The following is a 23,965-nucleotide window of genomic DNA, read 5'->3' as shown; positions in this document are numbered from 1 at the left end:
CCTACAAACAGATCGTTTGCGCGGCGATGCGCAAGCTGCTGCACCTGGTTTACGGGGTGGTGAAGTCGGGGATACCGTTTGATCCCAAAATCGCTCTTGCAGGGTGAGGGTCAAGACGGTATCTACACATTTGTTGCAACGCGCCATAGCCTGATGGGCCATAGTTGCCAGCCTTGTTGGCACGTCGCGATTTTTCGGCTGGCGCTGCCGGCGCCCCGCTACTCTTCAGCCATGCGCCAAGGCCAACAACCATGGCCTATCAGGCTATGGCGCGTTGCAACAAATGTGGGAGCGGATTTATCCGCGATGCGCCGCGCGGGCGGCGCTCGATTTGCGCATCACCGCAAAAGGCAAGACAGGCATCTAAGCGCCTCCCCCTGATCGCTCGTTGCTCTTCAAAAAATACAACAGCCACACCCCAACCAAGCTGCTCGCCGTGAATACCGACGCCAAGACGCTTGGCAATCCATGGTCAATCGACGCGATCAACGTGCTGACAACGCCTCCAGAAGCGAACAGGAGTATATTGTTGGCCGACGTTGCGACCCCTGCGCGTTCAGAATGCCTTCTCAATGCATAACTTGTTGCCGATGGGCGGATTATCGCCACCCCGATCGTCCCAATCGCCACAGGCACCATCAGGCTTGATACTGACAACTCCTCGACAAGCTGCCAAACGAACAGTACCAGCCCCGCGAAGCCAATCATGGCCAGGCCAAAGCCTATTTGAGTATGCAGAGGTAAAATATCTGCCAACTTCCTAGCCACAAGCCCCCCGATCACATAGGCCACCCCGTAGCCGACAAACACAACCCCAAACATGAACTCATCCAACCCAAGCACACCAATCAACAGCAAAGGCGAAACAACAATAAATACAAAGTGACAGCTAAAGGCCAATGAACACAGTGCACAGCCGACAAGAAACCCTCGATCAGCCACCAGCTTTCCAAGGTTAACCAGCATGCCACCCCGCACAGGCTGCACAGACTGCACAGACTGCTCAGGTAATATCAAAAGGGACATGAGAAGTACAATTACTGCCAAGATACTGAAGATATAGAAGCTCCCCTCCCACCCTAGATAGTGCTGCAACACAGCCCCTGCCAGGGGTGATAGCGAAATAAGCAAGCCACTCAGCGTAAGCATTAGAATACGTAATACATGTTGCTGCTTTTCAGGGTAAACATCTTGCACCAATACCTGACTCAAGACGAAGCTGCCGCACCCAACGGCTTGGATCAGACGAAAAATCATGAAACTTTCGTAACCCTTGGAAAACACGCAACCGAGCGAGCCTATTACCGAAACCGCAAGCCCTCCAATCAACAATGGCTTCCTGCCTACCACATCCGACAGCGGACCAATGATTGCCTGCGAGATGGCTACGCCTATAGCAAAGATACTGACCGAGAAAGCGATGCTCTTGAGACTGACATCAAAACTTGTTGCAAGGTCAGGAAAGGAAGGCAGGATGACATCTAGAGGAAAGACCCCGAGCAAACTGATCATCATAAGCAATACGACAAGTTTATGCCCGAACGAGACACAAGGCCTAGCCACAGCAGTATTCCAGCCGTGGTATACCTTCTAGCTTAGGAGATCCAATTATTATTTTTTTCATCCCGCTCCCCTCGAAGCCATTCGTACTTTTGCGACCTCATCGTAGATTATTTGACAAGCGGCACAAGCAGAATCATTGAAGGAAAAGTCAAAGCTACGCGTAGGAATTTTCTTAGCAACTATTATATTTAACGACTTCTCCCAAATAATTGAGTCCGGCTCAACTTGCGAGGCCTTGCCACCCAACCGAAGAGCAACCCCTCGGCACAAGAACGTTCTTCCAGGCCATCAAGGGGTGTACAGTACCCCCACAACAAAGCCCAAGGAGCCTCGCCAATGACCGTGACGCTGTCCCCCCTGCAGATCGACTGCGCTTTTGATTCCGGCAACATCCAGGTACTGGATGCCAGCAACCCGGCGCAGGTCCACCTGGCCATCCGCCCGGACACTCACAGCGGCCACTTCCAGTGGTTCCACTTCAAGGTCAGCGGCCTCACCCCCGGTCAGGTTCATCGCTTCAGCCTGGACAACGCCAGCGAGTCCTCCTACAAGAACGCCTGGGCCGGCTATAACGCCGTGGCCTCCTACGACCAGCACACCTGGTTCCGCGTGCCCAGCCAGTTCGATGGCAAGGCACTGGCCTTTGAAGTGAAGGCCGAGCAGGAGCAGATCTGGTTCGCCTACTTCGAGCCCTACCCACGCGCGCGCCACAACCAGTTGATCGAACGTGCCCAGCAAATCGAAGGGGTAGAGCTGTTGGCCCATGGCCGCAGCGTGCAAGGCCGCGACATCCCCCTGCTGCGCGCCGGCAACGGTGGCGCGGGCAAGCGCAAGCTGTGGCTGATTGCCCAGCAGCACCCGGGCGAGCATATGGCCGAGTGGTTCATGGAGGGTGTGATCGATCGGCTGCAAGCGAACGATGACGTCGTCAAGCAACTGCTGGCCAAAGCCGACTTGTACCTGATCCCCAACATGAACCCCGATGGCGCATTCCTTGGCCACCTGCGCACCAACTTCAAGGGTAAAGACCTCAACCGGGCCTGGCAGGATGCCAGTGTCGAGCTGAGCCCTGAGGTGTTCTTTGCCCAGGCGCAGATGAAGCAATATGGGGTGGACGCGTTTATCGACGTGCATGGGGATGAGGAAATCCCGCATGTGTTCACGGCGGCCTGCGAAGGCAACCCTGGCTATACGCCGCGGCTGGCCAAGCTGGAGGAGCAGTTCCGCAGTACGTTGTGCAGCGTTACGCCGGACTTCCAGACGAAGTATGGCTACACACGTGATGAGCCGGGGCAGGCCAACACCACGCTGGCGTGCAATGCGGTGGGGATGGCGTATGACTGCTTGTCGCTGACCCTGGAAATGCCGTTCAAGGACCATGACGATGCGCCCAACCCGGTGAGCGGCTGGTCGGGTAAGCGGTCGAAGGCGTTGGCGGGGGCGGTGCTGGGAACCTTGCTGAAGATGGTTGACGATTTGCGCTGACAGTTCCTGCCTCTCGCGGGCAAGCCCGCTCCTACAGGTTCACCGCCGTGCTGGCTGTAGGAGCGGGCTTGCCCGCGAAGGGCCGGCCCAGGCGCACACAGTCAAAACTGCACATCGAGAATCACGTTATCGGTATAAGTCGTGGCCGGCGGTGTGGCCTGGTCGGTATAGACCTTGGCGTTGTAATTGAATACCTGGCTGCCGGTCCCGGTGCCCACGCCTGGGTTCACATCGGCATCGCTGCTTGACCTTCTCGCACTCGTCAGCGAACCCCAGCGCACGGCACCTGCGCTCTTGAAGATGTCGTAAGCCAGGTAGTTGTTGGCCGCAGATTTCATCCGCCGGCGCCCGCCAGCCGCATTCTGGCCGTCATCCAGCCCCACCGTATAGCTGCTGCCCTTGGTGCACGACAAGCTGATGCCCTGGCTCACCGTACCAAAGCCCGCCACCACCGGGGCACTGCCAAAGTTGATGCTGGGCGTGGTGATCTGGCAGTCGTTACTGACAGTCAGGGTCACCGTCAGGGTCTGGTTTCCTGAGCCTCTATCACGGCCCAGGCAGATATTGCCCAGGCCGATGCCCGAACAGTAATCCCACACCCAGGCGAGGTTCAGCGTCTCGGTGTACACACCCGCCGCGACATTGGCGCCAACCATCGTCTTCAGATACAGCGGCACGGTTTTGGGCGAGTTGCCATTGAGCAGCCCCAACGCATCGATCAGACCGTTGCGGGCGAAGTCGAACTGCGTGCCACGGGCGATGGGGTAGCTGGTGGTGTTATTGGCGTAGATCGTATAAGGGATGACATCCCCGGTCGGCCCCCGCAGCCCGGTTCCCGCAGACGTAATGGTGAGGTAGAAGTGATCGCTGTTCACCAGCAATGACAACAGCGAGCCCGTGCATTGCAGCCCGGCATTGGTCGTCGAGGCATTTTGCACGGCGTTGCGCACCAGCGTCGAGTTGACGGTGCCGAACGCTGCAGGCGCGGTCGCCGGCGACGAGCACAATGCCCACGCCGAGCTTGCCGGCAGCAGCAGCGTGGCCAGCAACAGGCGACATCGTGCCCTGTTCATCGGCACACCAACGGGCCGATCAAGGGGATCGAGCCCTCCACCTGCGGCAAATCGAACTCGACCTGGCACTGCCCTCCTCCTTCCAGCTGCACCTGCAGGCGGTTGTGCGGCGACAGGTTCTCCAGGTACACCAACCCATCCCAGCCCACCACCGCCTGGCTACCGCTTTGCTGGTGGATGACCGTGCTGCCCAGCTTGAGCGGCTGCTGGTTGCCGTCCACCAGTTCGAGGCTGGCGGCCAGCACACGCTTGAGTGGGAATTCGAGCAGGTAGCCGCTGCCACGGCGCACCGCAACCCGCTGCTCCACATTGGGCGCGAGCACGTCCGGCGGCAGGTCCATGGGGTCGATTTCGTATTTGCCGCGGTAGTAGCCACTGCTGTATGGCACCAGCAGATGGCCGCCTTTGTCGGTGCGGCCGATCTCCTGGTTCTCGTAGCGCACCGGCACATCGGCGTAACCATTGGTGCTGACCACCACGAAGGCATCATCGATGCGGTTGGCGGCGAACACCCCCGCATCCATCCACACCAGCGAGCCGCTGGCGTCGGCCCAGCGGGTCATCTCGCCGCTGTTGCCGTAGACGCCAGCCTGCAGCTGTACCGACTGCAGGCGCCAGGTGACATCGGCCTGGCGGTAGGCGTCGCGGTCGCCACCGGTGGCATAGCCCAGGTTGTAACCCACGCCGCCGCCCACCGGCACTGCACGGCTGTAGTTGACCCGCTGCAGGTCTTCGCCTTCCTTGCTGCGCTCCATGCTCAGGGCCAGGGTGCCGCTGAAGTCGATGGGGATCACCCATTGCGCCTGCACCGCCCACTGGCTGTCGCCGACCTCACGGTTGGCCGACAGGTAAATGCTGCTGTTGCCCCACAGCGGCTTGCTCCAGCTCAGGTTGATCAGCCGGGTGCGCGTGCCGTCACCGGCCCGTACATCGAAGTAACCCGCACCCAGACTGCCGAAGCGGTCAAGGTTGAGGCTCAGGGTGACCTGCTCGCTGCGCTGGCTCAGTCGCATGTCGGGGCTGTCTACCCGGCTCAGGTCGGCATAGTCGCCATGGCGTTGCAGGCGCTGGTAACTGAAGCCCATACGCTGGCTGTTGTACTGGTAGCCGAGGGCGACCTGATGGCCTTTTTCACCGTCGAACTGGCTCTGCGCCAAGGCCGCGTTGAGCACACCGAAATTGCCCAGACGCATATTGCCGCCCAGGCCGCCGAGAACCAGCGACTCGGCGGTTTCGACGTGGCTTTCCAGGGTGAAGAAGTCACTGACGCCATGGCGCAGGCTGGCCGAAGCCACGCCGGGGCCGTAGCTGAAATCGCGCACGGCATAGTCGCGGCGCAGGCTGCCGGCAGCCACCGTGAAGTCAGAAAGACCTTTTTGCAGCAGGCTGCTGGTGACATAGAACGGCAACGTGGTGGACACCTGCCGGCCCAGGGCGTCGGTGGTCACCACCACCGCCTCGCCCGCACCGTTGATGAACGGCACGTTGGTCAGTGTGTAAGGCCCAGGTTGCAACTCGGTGGTGCTGGACTTGTAGCCGTTGATGAACAGGTCCAGCGAGGTGGGCACTGCCGCCTCGCCAGCGAACGCCGGCAAGGGATAGGTGACCAGGTCCGGGCGCGCGGCAAAATCCCGCGACAGCTGCAGGCCGCCGACACGCACCGAGCTGGTCCAGGGCAAGGCACCGGTAACGAAATCGCCGGCCTCGTAGGTCAGCAAGCGCTGCTCGTCGGTGAAGCGCCAGGTGGTGTCATAACGCAGGAAACCCTGGCGGCTGTCGTCGGTGACCGCGCCGTTGAACGACTGGCGCCACTGGCCGGTGGTGGCGAAGGTACCCCAGCTGTCGAACAGGCGCAGCTCGTTCCAGGCGGCCAGGTAGGTGCCGCCGTCGTCGGTGTCGTTCAGGTACAGGTCATAGTTGAACAGCGCGCCGAAACTGCTGCGCGCATCGCTGGCCGGGTACAGGTTGCGGTCGCCTACCTGCTGGTCCGGCAGCCACGCGGGCGGTACTTGCAGCAGCAGGCGCTGGTTCTGGCTATCGTAGTCGGTGTGCAGGCCCGCCACGCCGTCCAGCGCCACTTCACCTTCCGGCGCACCCGGCAGCGCGATGCCGGCCGCACGCAGCACTTCACTGTCGAGGAACAGCCGGCCAGCCCGTTGCTGGACGGGCACCAGCTCAGCCCTGGGCACCTGGTTCACCAACAGGTCGAGGTACAGCGTGGCATCGGCGGTGGCGGCGGCTTCGGTGGGCGGCGGCGGCAGGTCGTCGGCCACAGCCAGGCTGGGGCCCAATACGGCCAACCCCAGGTACCAGCGGCGCGTTGCCCGCGACAGCCATTTCACACACGGATTCCGACCATTGCCGGGTCCTCCCTGGCCCCAGAACATCAATCAGTTTCGGGCTCATTGCCCCTGGCGGATCGCTTCGGCAGCCTCCTGGCCGTTCACCCTCCCTTTCAGTACGCCACTGCTGTTGGGTACCACCGGCGCTGGCCAGCGCATGCTGGCGCCGGGCAGCACATAGCCGAGCAGGCCTTCGGCCAAGGGTTTGGCCTGGCTACCCTGCTGCACCACCACGTCCGTGAGGCGCGCGTGCACCGGGCCGGTGTTGCGCAATTCGACATAGGGTTTGCCCTGCACCGTCACCGGCCGCCAGCTCAACTGCGGCTTGCCGACGCCACTGGCGCTGCGTTTGCCTTCCGGGTCCGGCTTGCCCCACAGGCCTTCGCCGTAGACGAACAGCGGCACCGAATAACGCATCTGCAGGCGAATCGCCGCCGTGGCGCCCTGGTTGGCGTTGTCCGTTGGCAGTGGCGAAGGGATTTCGTCGATGATGATGCGGTAGGCTTGCTCCTGGCCGGCCGGCGAGCTGCCGGTGCGGGTCAGGCGGATCAATTGCTTCTGCCCCGGGGCGATGGTGGCCACCGGCGGGCTGCCGATGATCTCGCGCTGCGCCTGGAATTGTTCTTCATAATTACCCTGGCGCCAGGCGAACACCCGCACCTGCAGGCTGGCCGGGGCCGTGCCGCGGTTTTCCAGCCACAGCGCACCGGCCTTCTGGTCCGCTTCCAGTACCGGATCGATCGGCCAGATAAGCACTGAAGTCGCCGCCCCCGCTGGCAAGCTCGCCAGCAGCAATAACCCGATCAAACCCTGCGCCCACTTCGCGCCTGCCCGCATGCCGCTCTCCTTGGTCTAATGTCTGGGGCCCGGTTGTCTCACCAGGTCACCGTCACTTGCACTACATCGGTATAGGTGCCTGCGGGAAGCGTCCCGGTCAGTTGGGTACGCCCATAGACGGGCAGCTTGATCGCGGTTGGGTCGCTGTAGCTCACCACTGCGCTCTGGCCGATGCCCAGGCTCTGGCTGTAGCCCGCATCCTGATAAAGCTGATAGGCCAGCACCTGGGTGCCGCCGCTGCGTTTGAGGTAGCGCGTGCCGCTGGCGGCGTTCTGCCCGCCGTCCAGGCTCATGCTCAGGCTGACCCCCGGCGTGCATTGAAAGGTCACGGTGGTCCCCCCCAACGAGGTACTGAGAATTCCGGTCGACAGCGCCGATTGCGTGCCGTAATTGAGCACGCCATAGCTGGTGACACCGCCCACCACCAAGCAACCTGCGGTGATCGTCGCCGAAACCTGGAACGTGCTGCTGGTCGCGGCGTTCACTGGCGTTGCCAGCAACAGCCCAACCCCCGTGACACAGCCGCCAAGCCAACGGCGCATCGCCGCGGCTCAGAACGACAGCTCGACAGCCACCGTGTCGGTGTAGACCCCGGCCGGCAGGCCGGCCTTGCCGCGTGCCTGGCCGTAGAGGTTGACGGTCTGGGCCACGCCGGTGCTGGTCGGCAGGGTGATGGTGCCGTCGATGGCCAGCAGTTGGGTACGCCCGGTGTCGGTATAGAAGTCGTACGGTACGAAGTTGCCGGCGCCGTCGGCCAGCGCCCGGGTGCCACCGCTCGATGCGCCATCATGGGCGCCCGCGCGCACGCGGATCGCTGGCACCGTGCCGGCCGAGCAGAGGATGCTCATGGCGCCGCCGCCACCGCCCAGCACCTGGCCGTTGGCCGTGGTGAACAGCGCCTCCTGGGTGCCGAAACTGAGGGTACCGAAGTTCAGCCCCGAGGTACCTGTGGTGCCATTGACCTGGCAGGCCGATATCAGCGTCAGGGTCGAGCTGATGGTCCCGGTCACCGTGGCGGCCTGGGCGTGGGATGCCAACGCCAGGCCAAGGCCAGCGAGGATGCAGTGGGTGAGGTTCGTTCGCATCGGAGTCTCCTTGCGTTGTTTACCAGTCCAGGGTCACTCTCAGGGTGTCGCGGTACAGCCCGGCCGGCAGTGCGCGCGGCTGCGCCACCACCACGCCGTAAATCGGAATCGGGACTTGCTCGGTACTGCTGATGGTGAAGGCGCGGGCCTGGCCGATGCCGTAACGGCTGTTGCCGCCCGGGTCGACCGCCAGTTGGTAAGGGATCAGTTCGCGGCCGTTGCTCAGCCTGCGCACACCGTCGTTGCCATTGAGGCCGCCATTGATGCGCACGTTGAAGGCCCTGACCTGTGGCGTGCAGCTGATCTGCAAACTGCCCTCGCCGCCCGCTTCGTCCACTCGGCTGCGCAGCGGCTGGTCCCAGTTCGGGCCGCGCTCGCCAAAGTCCATCAACCCGGGGTTACCGAGGGTCGCGGGCGGCTGGTCGCCGCTGCTGATCTGGCAGGCAGCGCTGATTACCAGGCGCGCCTGGATGAAGCCGGTCGTGGTGCCATGGGCGGTGCCAGCAGGCAACAGCAGAGGGCCAAGGCTGAGCAGCAGGATCGAAGTGCGGTTCATGGCGTGACGTCCTTGTGCATGGTGGCCTCGCTACCAGGTGACCGTGACTTTGAGCAGGTCGGCGTACTGGCCCGCACGCGGTACCCAGGCCAGCTTGTCGATGCGGGCGTAGAGCGGGAGTTCGACCGTGCCGCTGTCGGGCACGCGTGCGGCGTGCGGTTCGCCCACGGCCACCGGCTCGCGCCAGGCGGCGTCGCGGTACAGGCGGTAAGGAATGGGCCGGGCCTGGGTGTCTTCACTGGCCAGAAAGCGCAGCTCACCGGCGCCGCCGTGCTGGCCGCCATCAACGCGCACCTGGTAGTGCGTGTCGGGGTTGCATTCCAGCCGTGGCGGGCGCTGGTTCAGCAGCACGCCACTCAGCGGGGCGCCAGGGCCATCCAGACGTGCGGCAGCGCCCAGGTCGATACGACCCAGGGCCTGTGCGCCCGCATCGCGCTGCTGATTGATCAGCATGCAGCCCCGCTGCACCTGGACCCGCACCTCGACGAGGAAGTCCGCCGCTACGGCACTGCTGCTCAACAAACTGCCGCTCAACCACAGGCCCAACAGCCCGGCCAGAAAGCGTTCCGTCACTTCACGTTCCTTGTTACATGTGTTCTGATTTTGAGCGTAGCAGCCGGGGGCGCAGGCGTGATCGCCAGGCGCCATTCTTTGGGAGTAATAACAAAGGCTTAACGGGCTGAAGCAACAACCCTCAAGATTTTTCTCAAGCACACCGAACCCACGCACGTTCAATGCCTCCAATGGCCATAGGCCGGCAAAGCCGTGCGCATTCTGGTACGGTGCACAGCGACCAACCGGTCGGCATCACACGCATGCGCGCCATGCATGGACGAACATGACAGGAGCGTATTCATTGACGACCGCAGACATCGCACTCGCCGAAGCCGTGGAACGCTGTGCCCAGGAACCGATCCAGGTACCCGGCAGCATCCAGCCCCACGGTTTCATGCTGGTGCTCGACGACCAGGACATGCGCATCCTCCAGGCCAGCGAAAATGTCGAGCGCTGGCTGGGCGTGCCCGCCCAGGCGCTGGTGGGTTGTGCCTTCGCCGACGTGGTCAGCGAGAATTTCGACCTGCGTACCCACCTTGAGCGCCTGCCCAACGACGATGTGTTCCCGTTCCACATCGGCGATGTAGGCCTGCGCCATGGCGCGCTCGATACCGGCAAGCTGCGCCTGCTCGCCCACCGCCATGACCAGGTGCTGATCGCCGAGTTCGAACCCTTGCGCCAGGCCGCTGGCATCAACGACCAGGGTGACTACTACCCGCTGGTGCGCGGCTTCGTCAGCAGCCTGAACAACGCGAGCAACCTACAAGAGCTGCTGCAGCAGACCGTCCTGCAGATCAAGCGCATCACCGGCTTTGGCCGGGTCAAAGCCTACCGCTTCGATGCCGAAGGCAACGGCGAGGTGCTGGCCGAAGTGGCTGACGACGGCTACCCACAGTATCTCGGCCTGTGCTTCCCTGCGTCCGACATCCCCCGCCAGGCCCGCGAGCTGTACCGGGTAAACCGCATCCGCGTGATCGAGGATGCCGACTACCAGCCCTCACCGCTGGTACCGGCCGCCAACCCGCGCACCGGCAAGCCGCTGGACATGACGTTCGCCGCATTGCGCAGTGTTTCGCCGGTGCACCTGCAGTACATGCGCAACATGGGCACCCTGGCCTCGATGTCACTGTCGATCGTGGTCGATGGCCAGCTGTGGGGGCTGGTCTCGTGCCACCACCAACAGCCCCGCCCGGTCGACCTGCGCACCCGCACCGCCTGCGAGCTGCTGGCCAGCGTGTTGTCGTTGCAGATCGAGTCGCGCGAGTCCCATGCCAATACGCGAAAACTGCTCGACCTGCGCCAGCACATCGTGCGGATGATCTCCTCCATGGCTGACCATGACAGCGTCAGCGACGGCCTGCGGGCGTTGCCCGAGGTACTGTTGGCGTTCGCCGGGGCCAGCGGCGCGGCGGTGATTTCCGCCGAGCGTTGTGACCTGTTCGGCCAGACGCCCCCTGAAGCCCAGGTAAACGCCCTGGTGCACTGGCTGGGCCAGCGCGATGGCGAAACGGTGTTCCATAGCGACAATGTGTGCCGGGACATCGACGAGTTGCCGGAACTGGCCGAGCATGCCGGTGGCGTGCTGGCGGTGGCCATTTCGCAGATCCATTCCCACTACCTGCTGTGGTTCCGCCCCGAGCAGGTGCGCACGGTCAACTGGGCCGGCCGCCCCGAAAAGCAGCTCAGCCCGCAGGGCGCGCTCAACCCGCGGCACAGCTTCGAGCATTGGCAGGAACAGCTCAGCGGCTACTGCGAACCCTGGGATCCGCTGACCCTCGAGGGTGTGGTGGAGCTGCGCACTGCCGTGCTCGGTATAGTGCTGCGCAAGGCCGAAGAGCTGGCGCAACTGGCCAACGAACTGCGCCGCTCGAACAAGGAGCTCGAAGCGTTTTCCTACAGCGTGTCCCACGACCTGCGCGCGCCGTTGCGGCATATCGCCGGCTACACCGAACTGCTCGGTGAAATCGAAGGCCAAGGCCTGAGCGAACGGGGCCGGCGCTTCCTCACACACATCTCCGAAGCCGCGCAGTTCGCCGGTAGCCTGGTGGACAACCTGCTCAACTTCTCGCAGATGGGCCGTTCGGCGCTGCGCCTGTCGGATGTCGACCTCAATGCCCTGGTCGAGGCCATCCGCCAGGAGCTGGCACCGGACTATGAGGGCCGCGAGATCGTCTGGGAGGTCGCGCCGCTGCCCAAGGTGATCGCCGACCCGGCCTTCATCAACCTGGCGCTGCACAACCTGGTGGCCAACGCCATCAAATACACCCGTGGGCGTGAGCCGGCGCGCATCGAGATCGGCGCGCGGCAACACGCCGATGAAACCGAGGTCTATATTCGCGATAATGGTGTCGGTTTCGACATGGCCTACGCCAACAAGCTGTTTGGCGTGTTCCAGCGTCTGCACCGCATGGAAGACTTCGAGGGCACCGGGATCGGCCTGGCCAGCGTGCGCCGGATCATCGAGCGCCACGACGGCCGGGTGTGGGCCGAAGGCCAGGTCGACCAAGGCGCCAGTTTTCATTTCACCCTACCCCGTCATCCAGAGAACACCTGAGGCACCCGAAAGATCATGCTCAAACCTATCCTGCTGGTCGAAGACAACCCCAGGGACCTGGAGCTTACCCTCCTGGCCCTGGAACGCAGCCAGTTGGCCAATGAGGTCATCGTTTTGCGCGACGGCGCCGACGCCCTCGACTACCTGCTGCGCCGCAATGCCTATGCCGACCGCGACGACGGCAACCCAGCGGTCTTGCTGCTGGACCTGAAGCTGCCCAAGGTCGATGGCCTGGAGGTGCTCAAGGAAGTACGCGCCACGGCGGAGCTACGGAGCATCCCGACGGTGATGCTGACCTCCTCGCGCGAGGAGCCCGACCTGCTGCGCGCCTATGAGCTTGGGGTCAACGCCTACGTGGTCAAGCCCGTGGAGTTCAGGGAGTTCGTCGCGGCGATCTCCGACCTTGGCATATTCTGGGCGGTGCTCAACGAACCCCCACCCGGCTCCCTGCGCCTGAACCGGCGTGGCAGCAACTGAGGCCCGCCGCGAAGATGCAGCCAACGCCGCTCAAACTACTGATGGTCGAAGACAGCTCGATGGATGCCGAGCTGACCCTGCTGAGCCTTGAGCGCAGCGGGTTGCTGGTGCAATCGCGGCTGGTGTTCGACCACATCGCCGCCGAGCACGCCCTGCGCGAAACCAGCTATGACCTGATCCTCTGCGACTGCGTGCTGCCCGGCTCGTCCGGCACCGAGGTGCTGGCCATCGCCCAGCGCCTGGCGCCCGACACGCCGTTCATCTACCTGTCCGGCATCTACGGTGAAGAGCATGCGGTGGAGATGATCCGCCTGGGTGCCACCGACTATGTGCTGAAGAAAAACCTGCCCCTGCTGCCCAAGGCCGTGCGCCGGGCGCTTACTGAAGTACACGAGCGCCAGCGCAGGCGCCGTGCCGAGGAAGCGCTGGCGGATGTCGAGGCACGCGCACGCATTGCCATCGATGCCGCCGGCATGGGCACCTGGGACTTCCGGCCGCATGAGGATCTGCTGGTCTGGGACGACCGCTGCAAAACCCTGTTCGGCCTGCCGGTCGACACCGAAATGACCCTGGATGTGTTCTACGCCGGCATTTACCCCGACGACGTGCCGCGGGTGCGCGAGGCGGTGCAACACGCCATGCGCCCGGACAGCGACGGCTTGTACCGGGTCGAGTTCCGCATCGCCCAGCCCAATGGCATGGAACCGCGCTGGCTGCTCAGCAGCGGCCAGAGCCAGTTTGTCGATGGCCAGTGCACGCGCTTTTCTGGCGTGCTGCAGGACATCCACACGCAACGCCTGGCCACCCAGGCACTCAAGCAGCTCAACGAAATGCTCGGCGAACGGGTCGAGCGCCGCACCCGCGAGCGTGACCGCGCCTGGGAGCTGTCCCAGGACTTGCTGGCGGTGCTCAACAAGGACCTGACCCCGGTGGCCTTGAACCCTGCCTGGGAAGCCAGCCTGGGTTTTTCGCGGGAGCGCCTGAGCCAGACCTCGCTGTTGCACCTGCTGCCCGAAGCCGACCAGGAGTCGCTGCTGACCGAGCTGGCCGCCCTCGCCCATGGCCGCACCAGTGCCCGCTTCGTCGGCCGCATCCAGCATGCCGGTGGCCAGCTGCGCTGGCTGTCCTGGGTGGTGGTGCCGGAAGACACGCTGCTGTATGTGGTCGCGCGCGACATTACCAGCGAGCGCGAAGCGTCCCTGGGCCTGGCCGAAGCCAACCACCGCCTGCGCGAGCAGATCACCGAGCGCGAGCGCATCGAGGCGGCACTGCAGCAGATGCAGCGGCTGGAAGCGGTCGGGCAGCTGACGGCCGGCGTCGCCCACGACTTCAACAACCTGCTCACGGTCATCCTCACCGGCGCCAGCTTTCTTGAGCGGGACCTGGGCAAGAATGACCTGGCCAAAGCCCGCACGCGCCTTACGCACATTCGCGAAGCCGGTGAGCGGGGCGCAAAACTGACGTCGCAACTGTTGGCCTTTTCTCGCCGTCAGCGCCTGGAGCCGGTGCCGCTCAACCTCAACCGCACGTTGAGCGGCCTGGAGGAATTGCTGCGCCGCACCCTGGGCGGCAACGTGTCGGTCCGCCTGGACCTGGACCACAGCCTGTGGCAAGCGCTGACCGACCCGACCCAGACCGAAATGATCATCCTCAACCTGGCGATCAATGCGCGTGACGCCATGCCCGAAGGTGGCCAACTGACCCTCGCGACCCGCAACACGCGGATCGACGCACGCCCGCAACGCCCGGAAGACCCCGAACCGGGCGAGTACGTGATGCTGAGCATCCGCGACACCGGCTGCGGCATGAGCGAGGAAGTGGTGGCCAAGGTGTTCGAACCGTTCTTCACCACCAAGGACATCGGCAAAGGCTCGGGGCTGGGGTTGGCCCAGGTGTTCGGCTTTGCCAAGCAGTCCGGTGGCGGCGTGCGTATCGATACCGAGCCGGGGCATGGCACCCAGGTGGCCGTTTACCTGCCGGCGGTGAAGCACGAGGTGGCGGCTGAACCTGTGATACCGGCTGCCTTGCAGTCGGCCAGCGACAGCGGCCGCGACCGTACGGTGCTGCTGGTGGATGACGACCACCTGGTGCGCGACATGCTCGGCGATGTGCTGCGCCAGTACGGTTACCAGGTGCGCCAGGCGCACAACGGCGAACAGGCGCTGGCCTTGCTGGACGAAGAGATCGACCTGTTGCTGACCGACTTTGCCATGCCCGAATTCAACGGCGCCCAGTTGGCCCACGCAGCACGCGAACGGCATCCGCTATTGCCGGTGGTGTTCTTGACCGGGTATGCGGAGTTGCAGGGGCTGGAGTTGCCCGACAGCCTTGTGATGCAGAAGCCGGTGCAGGCTGAAGAGCTGGCGCGGGTGCTGGATGAGCTGTTGAGGGTCGCCAGGTAATCCCAGGTAATTGATGTTGCCCTCACCGGCCCTTCGCGGGTAAACCCGCTCCTACAGGGACAGCGCTGCGCTTGAGGGCGACGCTGGCCCTGTGGGAGCGCCGCCCCTACAGGATCCCCGCCCAATCAGTAAGTTAGCGTTGGTTCAATGAGAGCGGGTTGATTCGCGAAGCGGCCAGCGCAAACGACGGAAACGACAAAACCCAGCGCCGAGATGATCTGCACCGGGTTGAAATACGTATTTGAAAAATGGCAGGGGCGGCTGGATTCGAACCAACGCATGGCAGGATCAAAACCTGCTGCCTTACCGCTTGGCGACGCCCCTGTATCGGATGCAGCGTTAGCTGCTCTGACCATTCCAACTGAGTGACAACTGGGTTGTTGTCTTGGAATGCGCGGCACTTTAACAACAATCTTTCGACCTGTGAACCCCCTGAAGCAAAAAAAATGCTTTAAAACAGCAAGTTAGTGTTTGGAGGCGGTAAAGCGTAGTGCTGGGCGACCACCCGTCGGTTTTCCGCCGCTTCGCTTCAACACAATCGCATTCCGCCCTTCCAATCAGATAAGCAATCTGCATTGACCAAGGAGGACGCCATGCCTGTTTCCCACGACCTGTACCAGGACCTGCACTACCCCCGCGAAATCGTCCAGCAGCGGCGCCAGCAGGACAAGACCCTCGACCGCCTGCTCGACGAGTACATCGACATCGACAACCAGGTGCTGGCTGCCGAGTCGATTTCGGCGGGCAACTTCCAGGATGACGACCTGCGCCAACTCAAGGAACGCCGCCTGACCGTCAAATACATGATCGAGCGCCAGCTGGAGCGCAAAGTATGACGTATCTGGCCAGGCGATAGATCCGTCGCATTTTTTCCATTAGTCAAATACGCATAGCTCGGGCAAGCTGCAGCCTGCCATTCCTTCGCCCGAGGAGTTTCGCTTTTGTCTGCCTGGATCCCTTCACCGCTACGCCAACTCGGCCAACGCCTGCGCACCGCTTCACCCGCCCAGAGTGAACTGCTTGCGTGGTTTGAAGATAAAGCACGCAGCCGCGGCTATCAGCTCAGCGATGGCCAGCGGCGGGTCATTCACAGCATGGCCGAGCAGCTTGCGCGTTTGCCAGGTGGCGAGCCGCGCAGCCTGTACCTGTACGGCTCGGTGGGCCGCGGCAAAAGCTGGCTGCTCGACGGTTTTTTCCAGGCCGTACCCGTCGACGCCAAACGGCGCCTGCACTTTCATGATTTTTTCGCCCGCCTGCACCAGGGCATGCACCGCCACCGGCTGCTGGACGATGCGTTGGGCGCGACCCTGGATGAGCTGCTGGGCGACTGCCAGGTGCTGTGCTTCGATGAGTTCCACGTGCATGACATCGGTGATGCCATGCTGCTCACCCGCCTGTTCAACGCCTTGTTCGCACGCGGCATCTTCCTGCTGGTGACCTCCAACTACGCGCCAGCGGGGCTGCTGCCCAACCCGCTGTACCACGAACGCTTCCTGCCGGTGATTCGCCTGATCGAGGGGCGCATGGAGGTGCTCGAGGTGGGCGGAGACACGGATTTTCGCAGTTTGCCGGCCAACCGTGAGCACCAGCGGTTTACCCAGGGGCACTATGCCTGGCCGGGCGATGCGGCGCAGCGCCAGGCGCTGAATGTGCCGGACCCGCAGCCGATCATGCTGGAAGTGAACAAACGCAACGTGCGTGCGCTGAGCAGTGACGGCCGGCAGGTGATGTTCGCGTTCGACGACCTGTGCGAACAGCCCACCGCGGTGATCGACTACCTGGTGCTTGCCGGGCAGTACGACGCATGGATCATCGACGGGCTGGATGACCTGTCGGAATGCTCACTGGCGGCGCAGCAGCGCTTCGTCAACCTGGTGGATGTGCTGTATGACCAGGACCGGCAGGTGACGGTGATCGGGCGTCGGCCGCTGGAGGACAGCCTGGGTGGGGCGATTGCCGACCTGATGCGTACGCGTAGCCGCTTGGGGCAGTTGCATCAGGTTGGGCCTGACAGCTCCGCTGGCTGAACAAGCCCCATCGCGGGCGAGCCCGCCCCGCAAAGGCTGCGCCGCCCCTGTAGGAGCGGGCTTGCCCGCGAAGAGGCCAGCAAGGCCACCCATCAACCCGCCCGAGGCAAATCCGCCAGCACCGCCTCGATCTCCCCCAGCACCGCCGGATCATCCAGCGTCGATGGCGGCATATACGCCTGCCCATCGGCGATCTTGCGCAGCACCGCGCGCAAGATCTTCCCGGAACGGGTTTTGGGCAGGCGCTTCACCAACCGCACACGGTTGAAACACGCCAGCGCACCTATCTCCTCGCGCACCCTGCCCACCAGTTCGACCAGCAGCTGCCCCTCGCTGATGCCCTCGCCATCCTTGAGCACCACCAGCGCCAGCGGCACCTGCCCCTTGATCTGGTCATGCACACCAATTACCGCGCACTCGGCCACTGCAGGGTGGCGCGCCACCAGGTCCTCCATCTCGCCCGTGGACAGGCGATGACCCGACACGTTTATCACATCATCGGTACGGCCCATGATGTAGACGAAACCTTCGTCATCCAGGTAGCCGCCATCGCCCGTATGGTAGTAACCGGGGTAGGTGCGCAGATACGCTTGCAGGTAACGTTCGTGGTCGCCCCACAAGGTCTGGCTGCACCCGGGCGGCAGCGGCAGTGCGATGACAATGGCGCCCTGGTGGTTCGGGCCCAGCAAGTGCCCGTCGTCATCCAGCACGCGCACGTGGTAACCCGGCACCGCACGGTTGCTCGACCCCGGCCGCGCCGCGCTGCCGTCCAGGCCCACGCAAGGCGCGGTGACCGGCCAGCCGGTTTCGGTCTGCCACCAGTGGTCGTGTACCGGTTTGCCAGTGACCCGCTCCAGCCATTCATGGGTGCTGGAGTCGAGTTTCTCCCCGGCCAGGAACAACTGGCGCAACGAGCTGAGGTCATGGTTACGGATCAGTTCGCCGTCCGGGTCTTCCTTGCGGATGGCGCGCATGGCGGTCGGTGCGCAGAACAACGCGTTGACCTTGTATTGTTCAACCACTCGCCAGTAGGCCGAAGCATCCGGCGTGCGGATCGGTTTGCCTTCGTAGAACACCGTGGTGCAGCCGCTCATCAACGGCCCGTAGACGATCAACGAATGGCCCACCACCCAGCCGACATCAGATATGCCCCACCACACATCGCCGGCCTGCATGCCATAGATGTGCCGCATGGCATAACAGAGCGCCACCGCGTTGCCACCGTTTTCACGGACGATACCCTTGGGTTTGCCCGTGGTGCCGGAGGTATACATGATGTACAGCGGGTCAGCGGCAGCCAGCTCCACGGGGGGCACCGGCTCGGCACCCGCCAGCGCCTCCTGCCAGTCCAGGTCGCGGCCGGGCTGCAACGGGGCGCGGGCCTGGGGCCGCTGCAGCACCAACACATGCCGGGGCTGGTGGCGAGCCAGTTGCAGGGCGCGATCGACCAGCGGCTTGTACTCGATCACCCGGTCGAACTCCAGGCCACAGGATGCCGTCAGCAGCAGCGCTGGCCGCGCATCGTCGATACGCAGGGCCAGTTCGTTGGCAGCGAAACCGCCAAACACCACCGAGTGCACCGCACCGATCCGCGCACAGGCAAGCATGGCCATGGCGGCCTGGGGCACCATCGGCATGTAGATGATTACCCCATCCCCTTTGCCTACCCCCAATTGGCGCAGCAGGCCGGCCAGGCGCGCCACTTCGTCACGCAGCTGGTAAAAGGTGAACGCCTGCTGCACGCCGGTTACCGGCGAGTCGTAGAGCAACGCCGCCTGCTCGCCACGGCCCAGCTCGATCTGCCGATCAAGGGCCAGGTAGCAACTGTTCAGGCGGCCATCGGCAAACCATTGGTGGGTGCCGTCGGGGTTTTCCTGCAGGGTCAGGGAAGGTTTGCGGTACCAGGCCAGGTGATCGGCCTGCTCTGCCCAGAAGGCGGCAGGGTCGGCAATGGAGTGGGCGTAGCTGTGCTGGTAAGTCATGTTGATGGCAACCCGGTACTTGTTGTTATTGAAGGGCGAATACTGAGTATGGACCGCCACGCCGGGCCCGCCATGGGACTAAAGTCACAACGCATATGCACATTTGCAGGGAGCGCGCAGCCGCCCCATAACAGTGCAAAGGCCGTAGAATAGGCGCCCCTTCAAGCCACAGAGCAGCCCATGGATATCGAGCAGGCCCGAACCTTTCTGGAAATCGTGCGTTGCGGCAGCCTGGTCGCCGCCGCCGAGCGCCTGTTCGTGTCGCAGACGGCCATCACCGCCCGCGTGCAACGCCTTGAGCAACAGCTCGGCTGCCAACTGTTCGTGCGCAGCCGCAACGGCGCCAGCCTGACCAGCGACGGTGAAGCCTTCGTCAGCTATGCCAACCAGCTGGTACAAACATGGGAGGCGGCGCGCCGCGACTTGCCGCTGCCTCAAGGCTGCCAGCAGGTGCTGCACGTGGGCGCAGAGGTAAGCTTGGGCAACCCGATGCTGCTCGACTGGGTCAGCGCGCTGCACCGCGAGCTACCCAGCCACGCCATCCGCAGCGAGGTGAGCGACGGTGAATCGCTGCTGCGCAAGGTGCAGATGGGCCTGCTGGACGCCGCGCTGGTGTACCAGCCAACCTACGGCCCGGGCCTGCAGGTGGAGCAGTTGATGGAAGAGAAGTTGATCCGCATACGCCGGGTCGATCAGCCCGAACCGTATATCTACATCGACTGGGGCGAGGCGTTCCGCCGCCAGCACGATGCTGCCCTGCCCGACTGCGCGCGCCCGGCGCTCAGTTTCAACCTCGGGCCGCTGGCCTTGCAGTTCATCCTCGACCAGGGCGGCAGCGGTTATTTCCGTACCCGCGTTGTGCAGGCGTACCTGGACAACGGCGTGTTCGAGCGGGTACCGCAAGCGCCGGAGTTCACCTACCCGACGTTCATGGTGTACCCCCGCGAGCGTGACAGCGAGGCCTTGCAACAAGCCTTCGCGGTGCTGCGCCGGCAGGTGGCTGCCGGCGCCAGCGATTGGTCACAACGCTGGGACCCGCTGATCTGAAACGCGCCCGGCATCGCTGAGCAACTGGCGCTTGAGGCCGGCAATCAGGTCGGTCTGGGTGATCACCCCAACCAGCTGCTCGCCATCGAGTACCGGCAGGCAGTGCAGGCCTTGTTCGCACAGCAGCGGCAGCAAGCGCTCCAGCGGATGCTGGCTGCCGACACTGACCACTCGCCGGCTCATCACCTGCTCCATGCGCACTGCCTTGCGCCCGAACAGCTGCCGCCAGCTGAACTGGCCACGCTGCATGGCCGGGCCAACCAGGTCGCTGAGGCTGACGATGCCCACCAGCTTGCCCGCTTGCAGCACTGGCAAGGTTTTCAGGTGATGGCTGGTGAGCATCTTCCAGGCTTGTTCCAGGGTGGTGTCCGGCGCGGCGAACTGCACATCGCGGGACATCACCGAGGCTGCGGTGATGCCACCCAGGCTGCGCTGCAAGGCGTGCTGCTCGGTGGCCAGGATGATGCGCTCCAGTTCGTCGCGGGTGACGTCGACGTACTCGCCGATCTCTTCCAATGCCTGGTCCAGGTCTGCACCACTCACCCCGACCCGCTCGCTGGGCAATGGGTCATGGGTGTGATGCAGGTCTTTGCGCGGCGCCGCGCCCTTGGGGTAACGCACACCGGTCAGGCGGTTGTATACGACTGCCACCGCCACCAGGATCAACGCGTTGAGCAGCACTGGCTCAAGCAGGTGGTCGCCCAGCGCCGTAAGCCCCGAGTCGGCCAGCACAGCGCTCACCGCCACGCCGCCACCCGGCGGATGCAGGCAGCGCAACAGGCACATCACCAGGATCGAAATGCCCAGCGCCGCGGCGGCGACCCACAGCTGCGGGCCGAAGCCCTCGCGCATGGCCAGGCCCACAGCGCCGGCCAGGGCATAGCTGCCCAATACCGGCCACGGCTGAGCCAGCGGCCCGGAATGCACGGCGAACACCAGCACCGCCGATGCCGCCAGCGGGCCCAGCAGGTGCAGGGCAATGCCGGGGCCATAGACCATGCTGGTCAACCAACCGGCGAGGAACAGGCCAAGCAGTGCGCCGAGGCCAGCACGCAACCATTGTTTGGGGGGGATATTCAGGGGCGCCGGCAACAGCCGCTGCAGACGACTTTCGGAACGCAAGGCAGACATTGGAATGATCGTGTTCGTGTTTTTTTGATTAAAAAGAAAGCCCAGCCGGATTGGCCTGGGCCCTTAGGGGGCTCCGTCCGTGGAGAGATGGAAACCGCAGGGTTTCGTGAGGGGGATTGTGCCGGTAGGCGGTAGGCTTGGGCCAATTCAAAAAAATGCGGCTGCACTGCAATATTTTTGCAGTGCTGATACGCACGCTTGCCGAATCAACGCGCCTTGCGCGGCAGTTCCATGCTCACCCGCAAACCGCCCAGCGGGCTTTCCAGCAAGGCCAGGCGGCCGCCCCAGGCATCGACGATATCGCGCACGATACCCAACCCCAGGCCGTGCCCCTCGACCTGCTCATCCAGCCGCGACCCCCGCTCCAGCACCTGCAAGCGCTGGCTTTCAGGAATGCCTGGGCCATCGTCGTCGACCCATAACCGGTACCCGTCGGCAGTAGACACGATACCCAGCCGCACCTCGCTGTCCGCCCACTTGCAGGCGTTGTCCAGCAGGTTGCCGAGCAGCTCCAGCACGTCCTCGCGGTCCCACGGCAGCAGCAAGCCCGGCGGCACATCACGTTCGAGCAACAGCCCTTCGCCATGAATCATGCCCAAGGTGGCCAGCAACCCGGGCAGCTCGGCATCACAGTCGAATTGCGCCCCAGGCAGCGCATCGCCGGCAAGCCGCGCCCGGTTCAACTCACGGGCCAGGCGTTGCTGGATCTGCTCCAGTTGTTCACGCAGTTGCGCACGCACCTCGGGCAAGTCCTTGAGACGCTCGCTGGACGCCAGGCTCAGCAGCACCGCCAGCGGCGTCTTCAGCGCATGGCCAAGGTTGCCCAACGCATTGCGCGAGCGGCGCAGGCTGTCTTCGGTATGGCTGAGCAAGTGGTTGATCTGCCCCACCAGCGGCGCCAGCTCACTGGGCACCTCGGCATCGAGTTGCGAGCGCTGGCCTTGCTGCAACTGGGCGATCTGCTGGCGCGCACGCTCCAGCGGGCGCAGCGAGCGGGTGACGGTAATGCGCTGCAGCACCAGCACCAGGATCAACGCCACCAGCCCCATGCCCAGGCCGATCTGCTGCAGGCGCCGGAAGCCCTCGCGCACAGGCGAATAGTCCTGGGCCACGCTGATCGAGATGTCCTGCCCCAAGCGCCGATAGTCAGCCCGCAAGGCAAGCAACTGCTGCCCTTCCGGGCCGAGTTCGTGGCTGTCGGAAAGCCCCGGCGCAGAGGGCTTGGGCATATCAAGGTCCCACAGCGAGCGCGAACGCCAGGTACCCTGGTCGAAATCGATGCGGAAGTAATAGCCGGAGAATGGCCGTTGATAGGCCGCGGAAATGCGCCGCTCATCCAGCTGCAAGCCCGATGGCCCACGCACCAGCGCCACCAGCAGGTTCTCGCTTTCCTTGCGCAGGCCGTTTTCCAGGTAGCGCTGCAAGCCGGCCTCGAACAGCCACAAGGTGAGCTGGGCGAGCACCACGCCCACCACCACCAGCACGGCCACCAGGCCCAGGCTCAGGCGTGCCTGGATCGACTTCACGCGGCGCTCCCGGCGTAGATGTAGCCTTGCCCGCGGCGGGTTTCGATGACGCTGCGGCCGAGCTTGCGGCGCAGGTGGTTGACGTGCACTTCAAGCACATTGGAGTCGCGCTCGGTTTCGCCGTCGTACAGGTGCTCGGCCAGGTGGCTTTTGGACAGAATCTGCTGCGGGTGCAGCATGAAATAACGCAACAGCCGAAACTCGGCGGCAGTGAGCTGGATGTCTACCCCCTCGCGGCTCACGCACTGACGGCTTTCATCCAGGTGCAGGCCGGCAGCTTCGAGCCTGGGCTGGTTGGCCAAGCCCCGGGCGCGGCGCAGCAAGGCCTGGATGCGCAGTTGCAGTTCCTCAGGGTGGAACGGCTTGCTCAGGTAATCATCGGCACCGGCCTTGAGGCCCTCGATGCGCTCGGCCCAGGAGCCGCGTGCGGTGAGGATCAGCACCGGCGTGGCCAGGCCGCCTGCACGCCACTGCGCCAGCACCTCCAGGCCCGGCAACCCCGGCAGGCCGAGGTCGAGGATGATCAGGTCGTAGGGCTCACTCTGGCCCTGGTACACCGCATCACGGCCATCGGCCAACCAGTCCACGGCATAGCCCTGGCGCTGCAGGCCGGCGATCAACTCGTCAGCCAGGGGTACGTTGTCCTCGACAAGCAACAGGCGCATTCAGTCGTCTTCCTCGTCTTTGAGCAGGGCGCCGGTACTGGCGTCGAGCTTGATCTCGCGCACCACCCCTTGCGGGGTCAACAGCTCGACTTCGTATTCGTAGCGATCATCGTCTTCTTCCAGCTCGGCCTCCAGCAGACGCGCCCCGGGGTAGCGCCCCAGGGCGGTCTCGAGCAGTTGTTCGAGCGGCAGGATGATGCCCTTCTGGCGCAGCTGCAGGGCTTCATCCTGGTCCAGGTCGCGGGCCGCGGCCAGGGAGCAGACGGCCAGCAGCGATAACGCCAGGTAACGCGCCGGCCGGGATAAGTGGATCATCAGCGGTCCTGTTCGTCCTTCAGTACTTCACCGGTCTTGGCATCCAGATCGACGTCCCACTCGACGTTCTGCTGGTCACGCAGCTCGACCTTGTAGATGTAGCGGCCGTACTCGTTTTCCAGCTCTGAATCGGTGACGGTGGCGCCTGGGTGCTTGGCTACGGCGGCGGCCTTGAGCTCATCCAGCGACTTGATGGTCTTGGCGTTGACCAGCTTGACCACTTCGTCAGGCTGGACGTCTTTGGCCAGGGCAACGTTGGCACCCAAAGCAAGCGCAGCGGCAGTGAACAGGGCAGTCAAAGTTTTCATGGGTTCTCTCCATCGAGATGTGTAATTTGTCTACG

21 protein-coding genes and 1 tRNA gene are annotated in these 23,965 nt (G+C 63.8%); 7 read left to right on the top strand and 15 right to left on the bottom strand.

Annotated elements, in window-relative coordinates:
* Positions 1–363: 363 nt before the first annotated feature.
* A complete protein-coding gene (locus ABEH27_RS21470) occupies positions 364–1,515 on the bottom strand; it encodes an MFS transporter (protein ID WP_346615487.1) in 1,152 nt (383 codons plus the stop codon).
* A gap of 384 nt (positions 1,516–1,899) precedes the next feature.
* Here ABEH27_RS21470 and ABEH27_RS21465 point away from each other — a divergent pair, with 384 nt between their 5' ends.
* Positions 1,900–3,048: a M14-type cytosolic carboxypeptidase gene (locus ABEH27_RS21465; protein ID WP_346615486.1), complete on the top strand. Its 1,149-nt coding sequence runs from the start codon at positions 1,900–1,902 to the stop codon at positions 3,046–3,048.
* A gap of 101 nt (positions 3,049–3,149) precedes the next feature.
* Here the strand turns inward: ABEH27_RS21465 and ABEH27_RS21460 are convergent, their stop codons facing one another.
* From ABEH27_RS21460 to ABEH27_RS21430, 7 genes are read right to left on the bottom strand one after another with little or no spacing between them, the layout of a single operon-like run.
* A complete protein-coding gene (locus tag ABEH27_RS21460; protein WP_346615485.1) occupies positions 3,150–4,121 on the bottom strand; it encodes a spore coat U domain-containing protein in 972 nt (323 codons plus the stop codon).
* Positions 4,118–6,463: a fimbria/pilus outer membrane usher protein gene (locus tag ABEH27_RS21455; protein WP_346615484.1), complete on the bottom strand. Its 2,346-nt coding sequence runs from the start codon at positions 6,461–6,463 to the stop codon at positions 4,118–4,120. The genes ABEH27_RS21460 and ABEH27_RS21455 overlap by 4 nt, the downstream gene beginning before the upstream one ends.
* Positions 6,464–6,523: 60 nt before the next feature.
* The gene (locus tag ABEH27_RS21450; protein WP_346615483.1) at positions 6,524–7,300 is read right to left on the bottom strand and encodes a molecular chaperone; all 777 of its coding nucleotides are present in this window, start codon (positions 7,298–7,300) and stop codon (positions 6,524–6,526) included.
* Between the two features lie 38 nt (positions 7,301–7,338).
* On the bottom strand, positions 7,339–7,842 hold the full coding sequence (locus tag ABEH27_RS21445; protein ID WP_346615482.1) for a spore coat U domain-containing protein: 504 nt from the start codon (positions 7,840–7,842) through the stop codon (positions 7,339–7,341).
* 9 nt (positions 7,843–7,851) lie between these two features.
* Positions 7,852–8,385, bottom strand: a complete 534-nt coding sequence (locus ABEH27_RS21440; RefSeq protein ID WP_346615481.1) for a spore coat protein U domain-containing protein — start codon at positions 8,383–8,385, stop codon at positions 7,852–7,854.
* Positions 8,386–8,404: 19 nt separating this feature from the next.
* Complete coding sequence (locus tag ABEH27_RS21435) at positions 8,405–8,941, bottom strand: spore coat U domain-containing protein (RefSeq protein ID WP_346615480.1); 537 nt, start codon at positions 8,939–8,941, stop codon at positions 8,405–8,407.
* Between the two features lie 30 nt (positions 8,942–8,971).
* Positions 8,972–9,514, bottom strand: coding sequence for a spore coat U domain-containing protein (locus tag ABEH27_RS21430; RefSeq protein WP_346615479.1), 543 nt, complete (start codon positions 9,512–9,514; stop codon positions 8,972–8,974).
* Positions 9,515–9,779: 265 nt separating this feature from the next.
* Between ABEH27_RS21430 and ABEH27_RS21425 the strand changes: the two genes are divergently transcribed.
* From ABEH27_RS21425 to ABEH27_RS21415, 3 genes are read left to right on the top strand one after another with little or no spacing between them, the layout of a single operon-like run.
* On the top strand, positions 9,780–12,050 hold the full coding sequence (locus tag ABEH27_RS21425) for an ATP-binding protein (RefSeq protein ID WP_346615478.1): 2,271 nt from the start codon (positions 9,780–9,782) through the stop codon (positions 12,048–12,050).
* 15 nt (positions 12,051–12,065) lie between these two features.
* A complete protein-coding gene (locus ABEH27_RS21420) occupies positions 12,066–12,527 on the top strand; it encodes a response regulator (RefSeq protein WP_346615477.1) in 462 nt (153 codons plus the stop codon).
* A gap of 14 nt (positions 12,528–12,541) precedes the next feature.
* Positions 12,542–14,929, top strand: coding sequence for a response regulator (locus ABEH27_RS21415; protein WP_346615476.1), 2,388 nt, complete (start codon positions 12,542–12,544; stop codon positions 14,927–14,929).
* Between the two features lie 249 nt (positions 14,930–15,178).
* Here ABEH27_RS21415 and ABEH27_RS21410 read toward each other — a convergent pair.
* Positions 15,179–15,253: transfer RNA gene (locus ABEH27_RS21410), tRNA-Gln, on the bottom strand.
* 269 nt (positions 15,254–15,522) lie between these two features.
* Here ABEH27_RS21410 and ABEH27_RS21405 point away from each other — a divergent pair.
* Positions 15,523–15,765: a hypothetical protein gene (locus ABEH27_RS21405; RefSeq protein ID WP_346615475.1), complete on the top strand. Its 243-nt coding sequence runs from the start codon at positions 15,523–15,525 to the stop codon at positions 15,763–15,765.
* A 105-nt stretch (positions 15,766–15,870) separates the two neighbouring features.
* Complete coding sequence (gene zapE / locus ABEH27_RS21400) at positions 15,871–16,956, top strand: cell division protein ZapE (RefSeq protein ID WP_346615474.1); 1,086 nt, start codon at positions 15,871–15,873, stop codon at positions 16,954–16,956.
* A 92-nt stretch (positions 16,957–17,048) separates the two neighbouring features.
* Here zapE and ABEH27_RS21395 read toward each other — a convergent pair whose 3' ends face one another.
* The gene (locus ABEH27_RS21395) at positions 17,049–18,938 is read right to left on the bottom strand and encodes a propionyl-CoA synthetase (RefSeq protein ID WP_346615473.1); all 1,890 of its coding nucleotides are present in this window, start codon (positions 18,936–18,938) and stop codon (positions 17,049–17,051) included.
* Positions 18,939–19,118: 180 nt separating this feature from the next.
* Between ABEH27_RS21395 and ABEH27_RS21390 the strand changes: the two genes are divergently transcribed.
* Entirely contained in the window at positions 19,119–19,985 is an 867-nt protein-coding gene (locus ABEH27_RS21390; RefSeq protein ID WP_346615472.1) for a LysR family transcriptional regulator, read from the top strand.
* On the opposite strand, the gene ABEH27_RS21385 is transcribed toward ABEH27_RS21390, so the two are convergent.
* The 5 genes from ABEH27_RS21385 to ABEH27_RS21365 form a co-directional block, all read right to left on the bottom strand.
* Positions 19,959–21,116 carry an HPP family protein gene (locus ABEH27_RS21385; protein ID WP_346615471.1) on the bottom strand — a complete coding sequence of 386 codons (1,158 nt, stop codon included), beginning with the start codon at positions 21,114–21,116 and terminating at the stop codon, positions 19,959–19,961. The two genes, ABEH27_RS21390 and ABEH27_RS21385, sit on opposite strands and share 27 nt — an antisense overlap.
* A gap of 206 nt (positions 21,117–21,322) precedes the next feature.
* Positions 21,323–22,642, bottom strand: a complete 1,320-nt coding sequence (locus ABEH27_RS21380; protein ID WP_346615470.1) for a sensor histidine kinase — start codon at positions 22,640–22,642, stop codon at positions 21,323–21,325.
* Positions 22,639–23,307 carry a response regulator transcription factor gene (locus tag ABEH27_RS21375; RefSeq protein WP_346615469.1) on the bottom strand — a complete coding sequence of 223 codons (669 nt, stop codon included), beginning with the start codon at positions 23,305–23,307 and terminating at the stop codon, positions 22,639–22,641. Before ABEH27_RS21375 ends, ABEH27_RS21380 begins: the two co-directional genes overlap by 4 nt.
* Positions 23,308–23,622 (bottom strand): PepSY domain-containing protein, encoded by a 315-nt coding sequence (locus tag ABEH27_RS21370; RefSeq protein WP_346615468.1) that lies wholly within the window; start codon positions 23,620–23,622, stop codon positions 23,308–23,310.
* Positions 23,622–23,930, bottom strand: coding sequence for a PepSY domain-containing protein (locus tag ABEH27_RS21365; RefSeq protein ID WP_346615467.1), 309 nt, complete (start codon positions 23,928–23,930; stop codon positions 23,622–23,624). Before ABEH27_RS21365 ends, ABEH27_RS21370 begins: the two co-directional genes overlap by 1 nt.
* Between the last annotated feature and the right edge of the window lie 35 nt (positions 23,931–23,965).

Source organism: Pseudomonas sp. P39-UII1, from assembly GCF_039672635.1.
Lineage (GTDB): Bacteria > Pseudomonadota > Gammaproteobacteria > Pseudomonadales > Pseudomonadaceae > Aquipseudomonas.
This window is presented reverse-complemented; position numbering and strand designations above follow the sequence as displayed.

Coding starts and splice junctions, on each gene's coding strand:
- ABEH27_RS21470 (WP_346615487.1), bottom strand. CDS start 1,515: ATGATGATCAGTTTGCTCGGGGTCTTTCCTCTAGATGTCATCCTGCCT.
- ABEH27_RS21465 (WP_346615486.1), top strand. CDS start 1,900: ATGACCGTGACGCTGTCCCCCCTGCAGATCGACTGCGCTTTTGATTCC.
- ABEH27_RS21460 (WP_346615485.1), bottom strand. CDS start 4,121: ATGAACAGGGCACGATGTCGCCTGTTGCTGGCCACGCTGCTGCTGCCG.
- ABEH27_RS21450 (WP_346615483.1), bottom strand. CDS start 7,300: ATGCGGGCAGGCGCGAAGTGGGCGCAGGGTTTGATCGGGTTATTGCTG.
- ABEH27_RS21445 (WP_346615482.1), bottom strand. CDS start 7,842: ATGCGCCGTTGGCTTGGCGGCTGTGTCACGGGGGTTGGGCTGTTGCTG.
- ABEH27_RS21440 (WP_346615481.1), bottom strand. CDS start 8,385: ATGCGAACGAACCTCACCCACTGCATCCTCGCTGGCCTTGGCCTGGCG.
- ABEH27_RS21435 (WP_346615480.1), bottom strand. CDS start 8,941: ATGAACCGCACTTCGATCCTGCTGCTCAGCCTTGGCCCTCTGCTGTTG.
- ABEH27_RS21425 (WP_346615478.1), top strand. CDS start 9,780: ATGACAGGAGCGTATTCATTGACGACCGCAGACATCGCACTCGCCGAA.
- ABEH27_RS21420 (WP_346615477.1), top strand. CDS start 12,066: ATGCTCAAACCTATCCTGCTGGTCGAAGACAACCCCAGGGACCTGGAG.
- ABEH27_RS21415 (WP_346615476.1), top strand. CDS start 12,542: ATGCAGCCAACGCCGCTCAAACTACTGATGGTCGAAGACAGCTCGATG.
- ABEH27_RS21405 (WP_346615475.1), top strand. CDS start 15,523: ATGCCTGTTTCCCACGACCTGTACCAGGACCTGCACTACCCCCGCGAA.
- ABEH27_RS21395 (WP_346615473.1), bottom strand. CDS start 18,938: ATGACTTACCAGCACAGCTACGCCCACTCCATTGCCGACCCTGCCGCC.
- ABEH27_RS21390 (WP_346615472.1), top strand. CDS start 19,119: ATGGATATCGAGCAGGCCCGAACCTTTCTGGAAATCGTGCGTTGCGGC.
- ABEH27_RS21385 (WP_346615471.1), bottom strand. CDS start 21,116: ATGTCTGCCTTGCGTTCCGAAAGTCGTCTGCAGCGGCTGTTGCCGGCG.
- ABEH27_RS21375 (WP_346615469.1), bottom strand. CDS start 23,307: ATGCGCCTGTTGCTTGTCGAGGACAACGTACCCCTGGCTGACGAGTTG.
- ABEH27_RS21370 (WP_346615468.1), bottom strand. CDS start 23,622: ATGATCCACTTATCCCGGCCGGCGCGTTACCTGGCGTTATCGCTGCTG.
- ABEH27_RS21365 (WP_346615467.1), bottom strand. CDS start 23,930: ATGAAAACTTTGACTGCCCTGTTCACTGCCGCTGCGCTTGCTTTGGGT.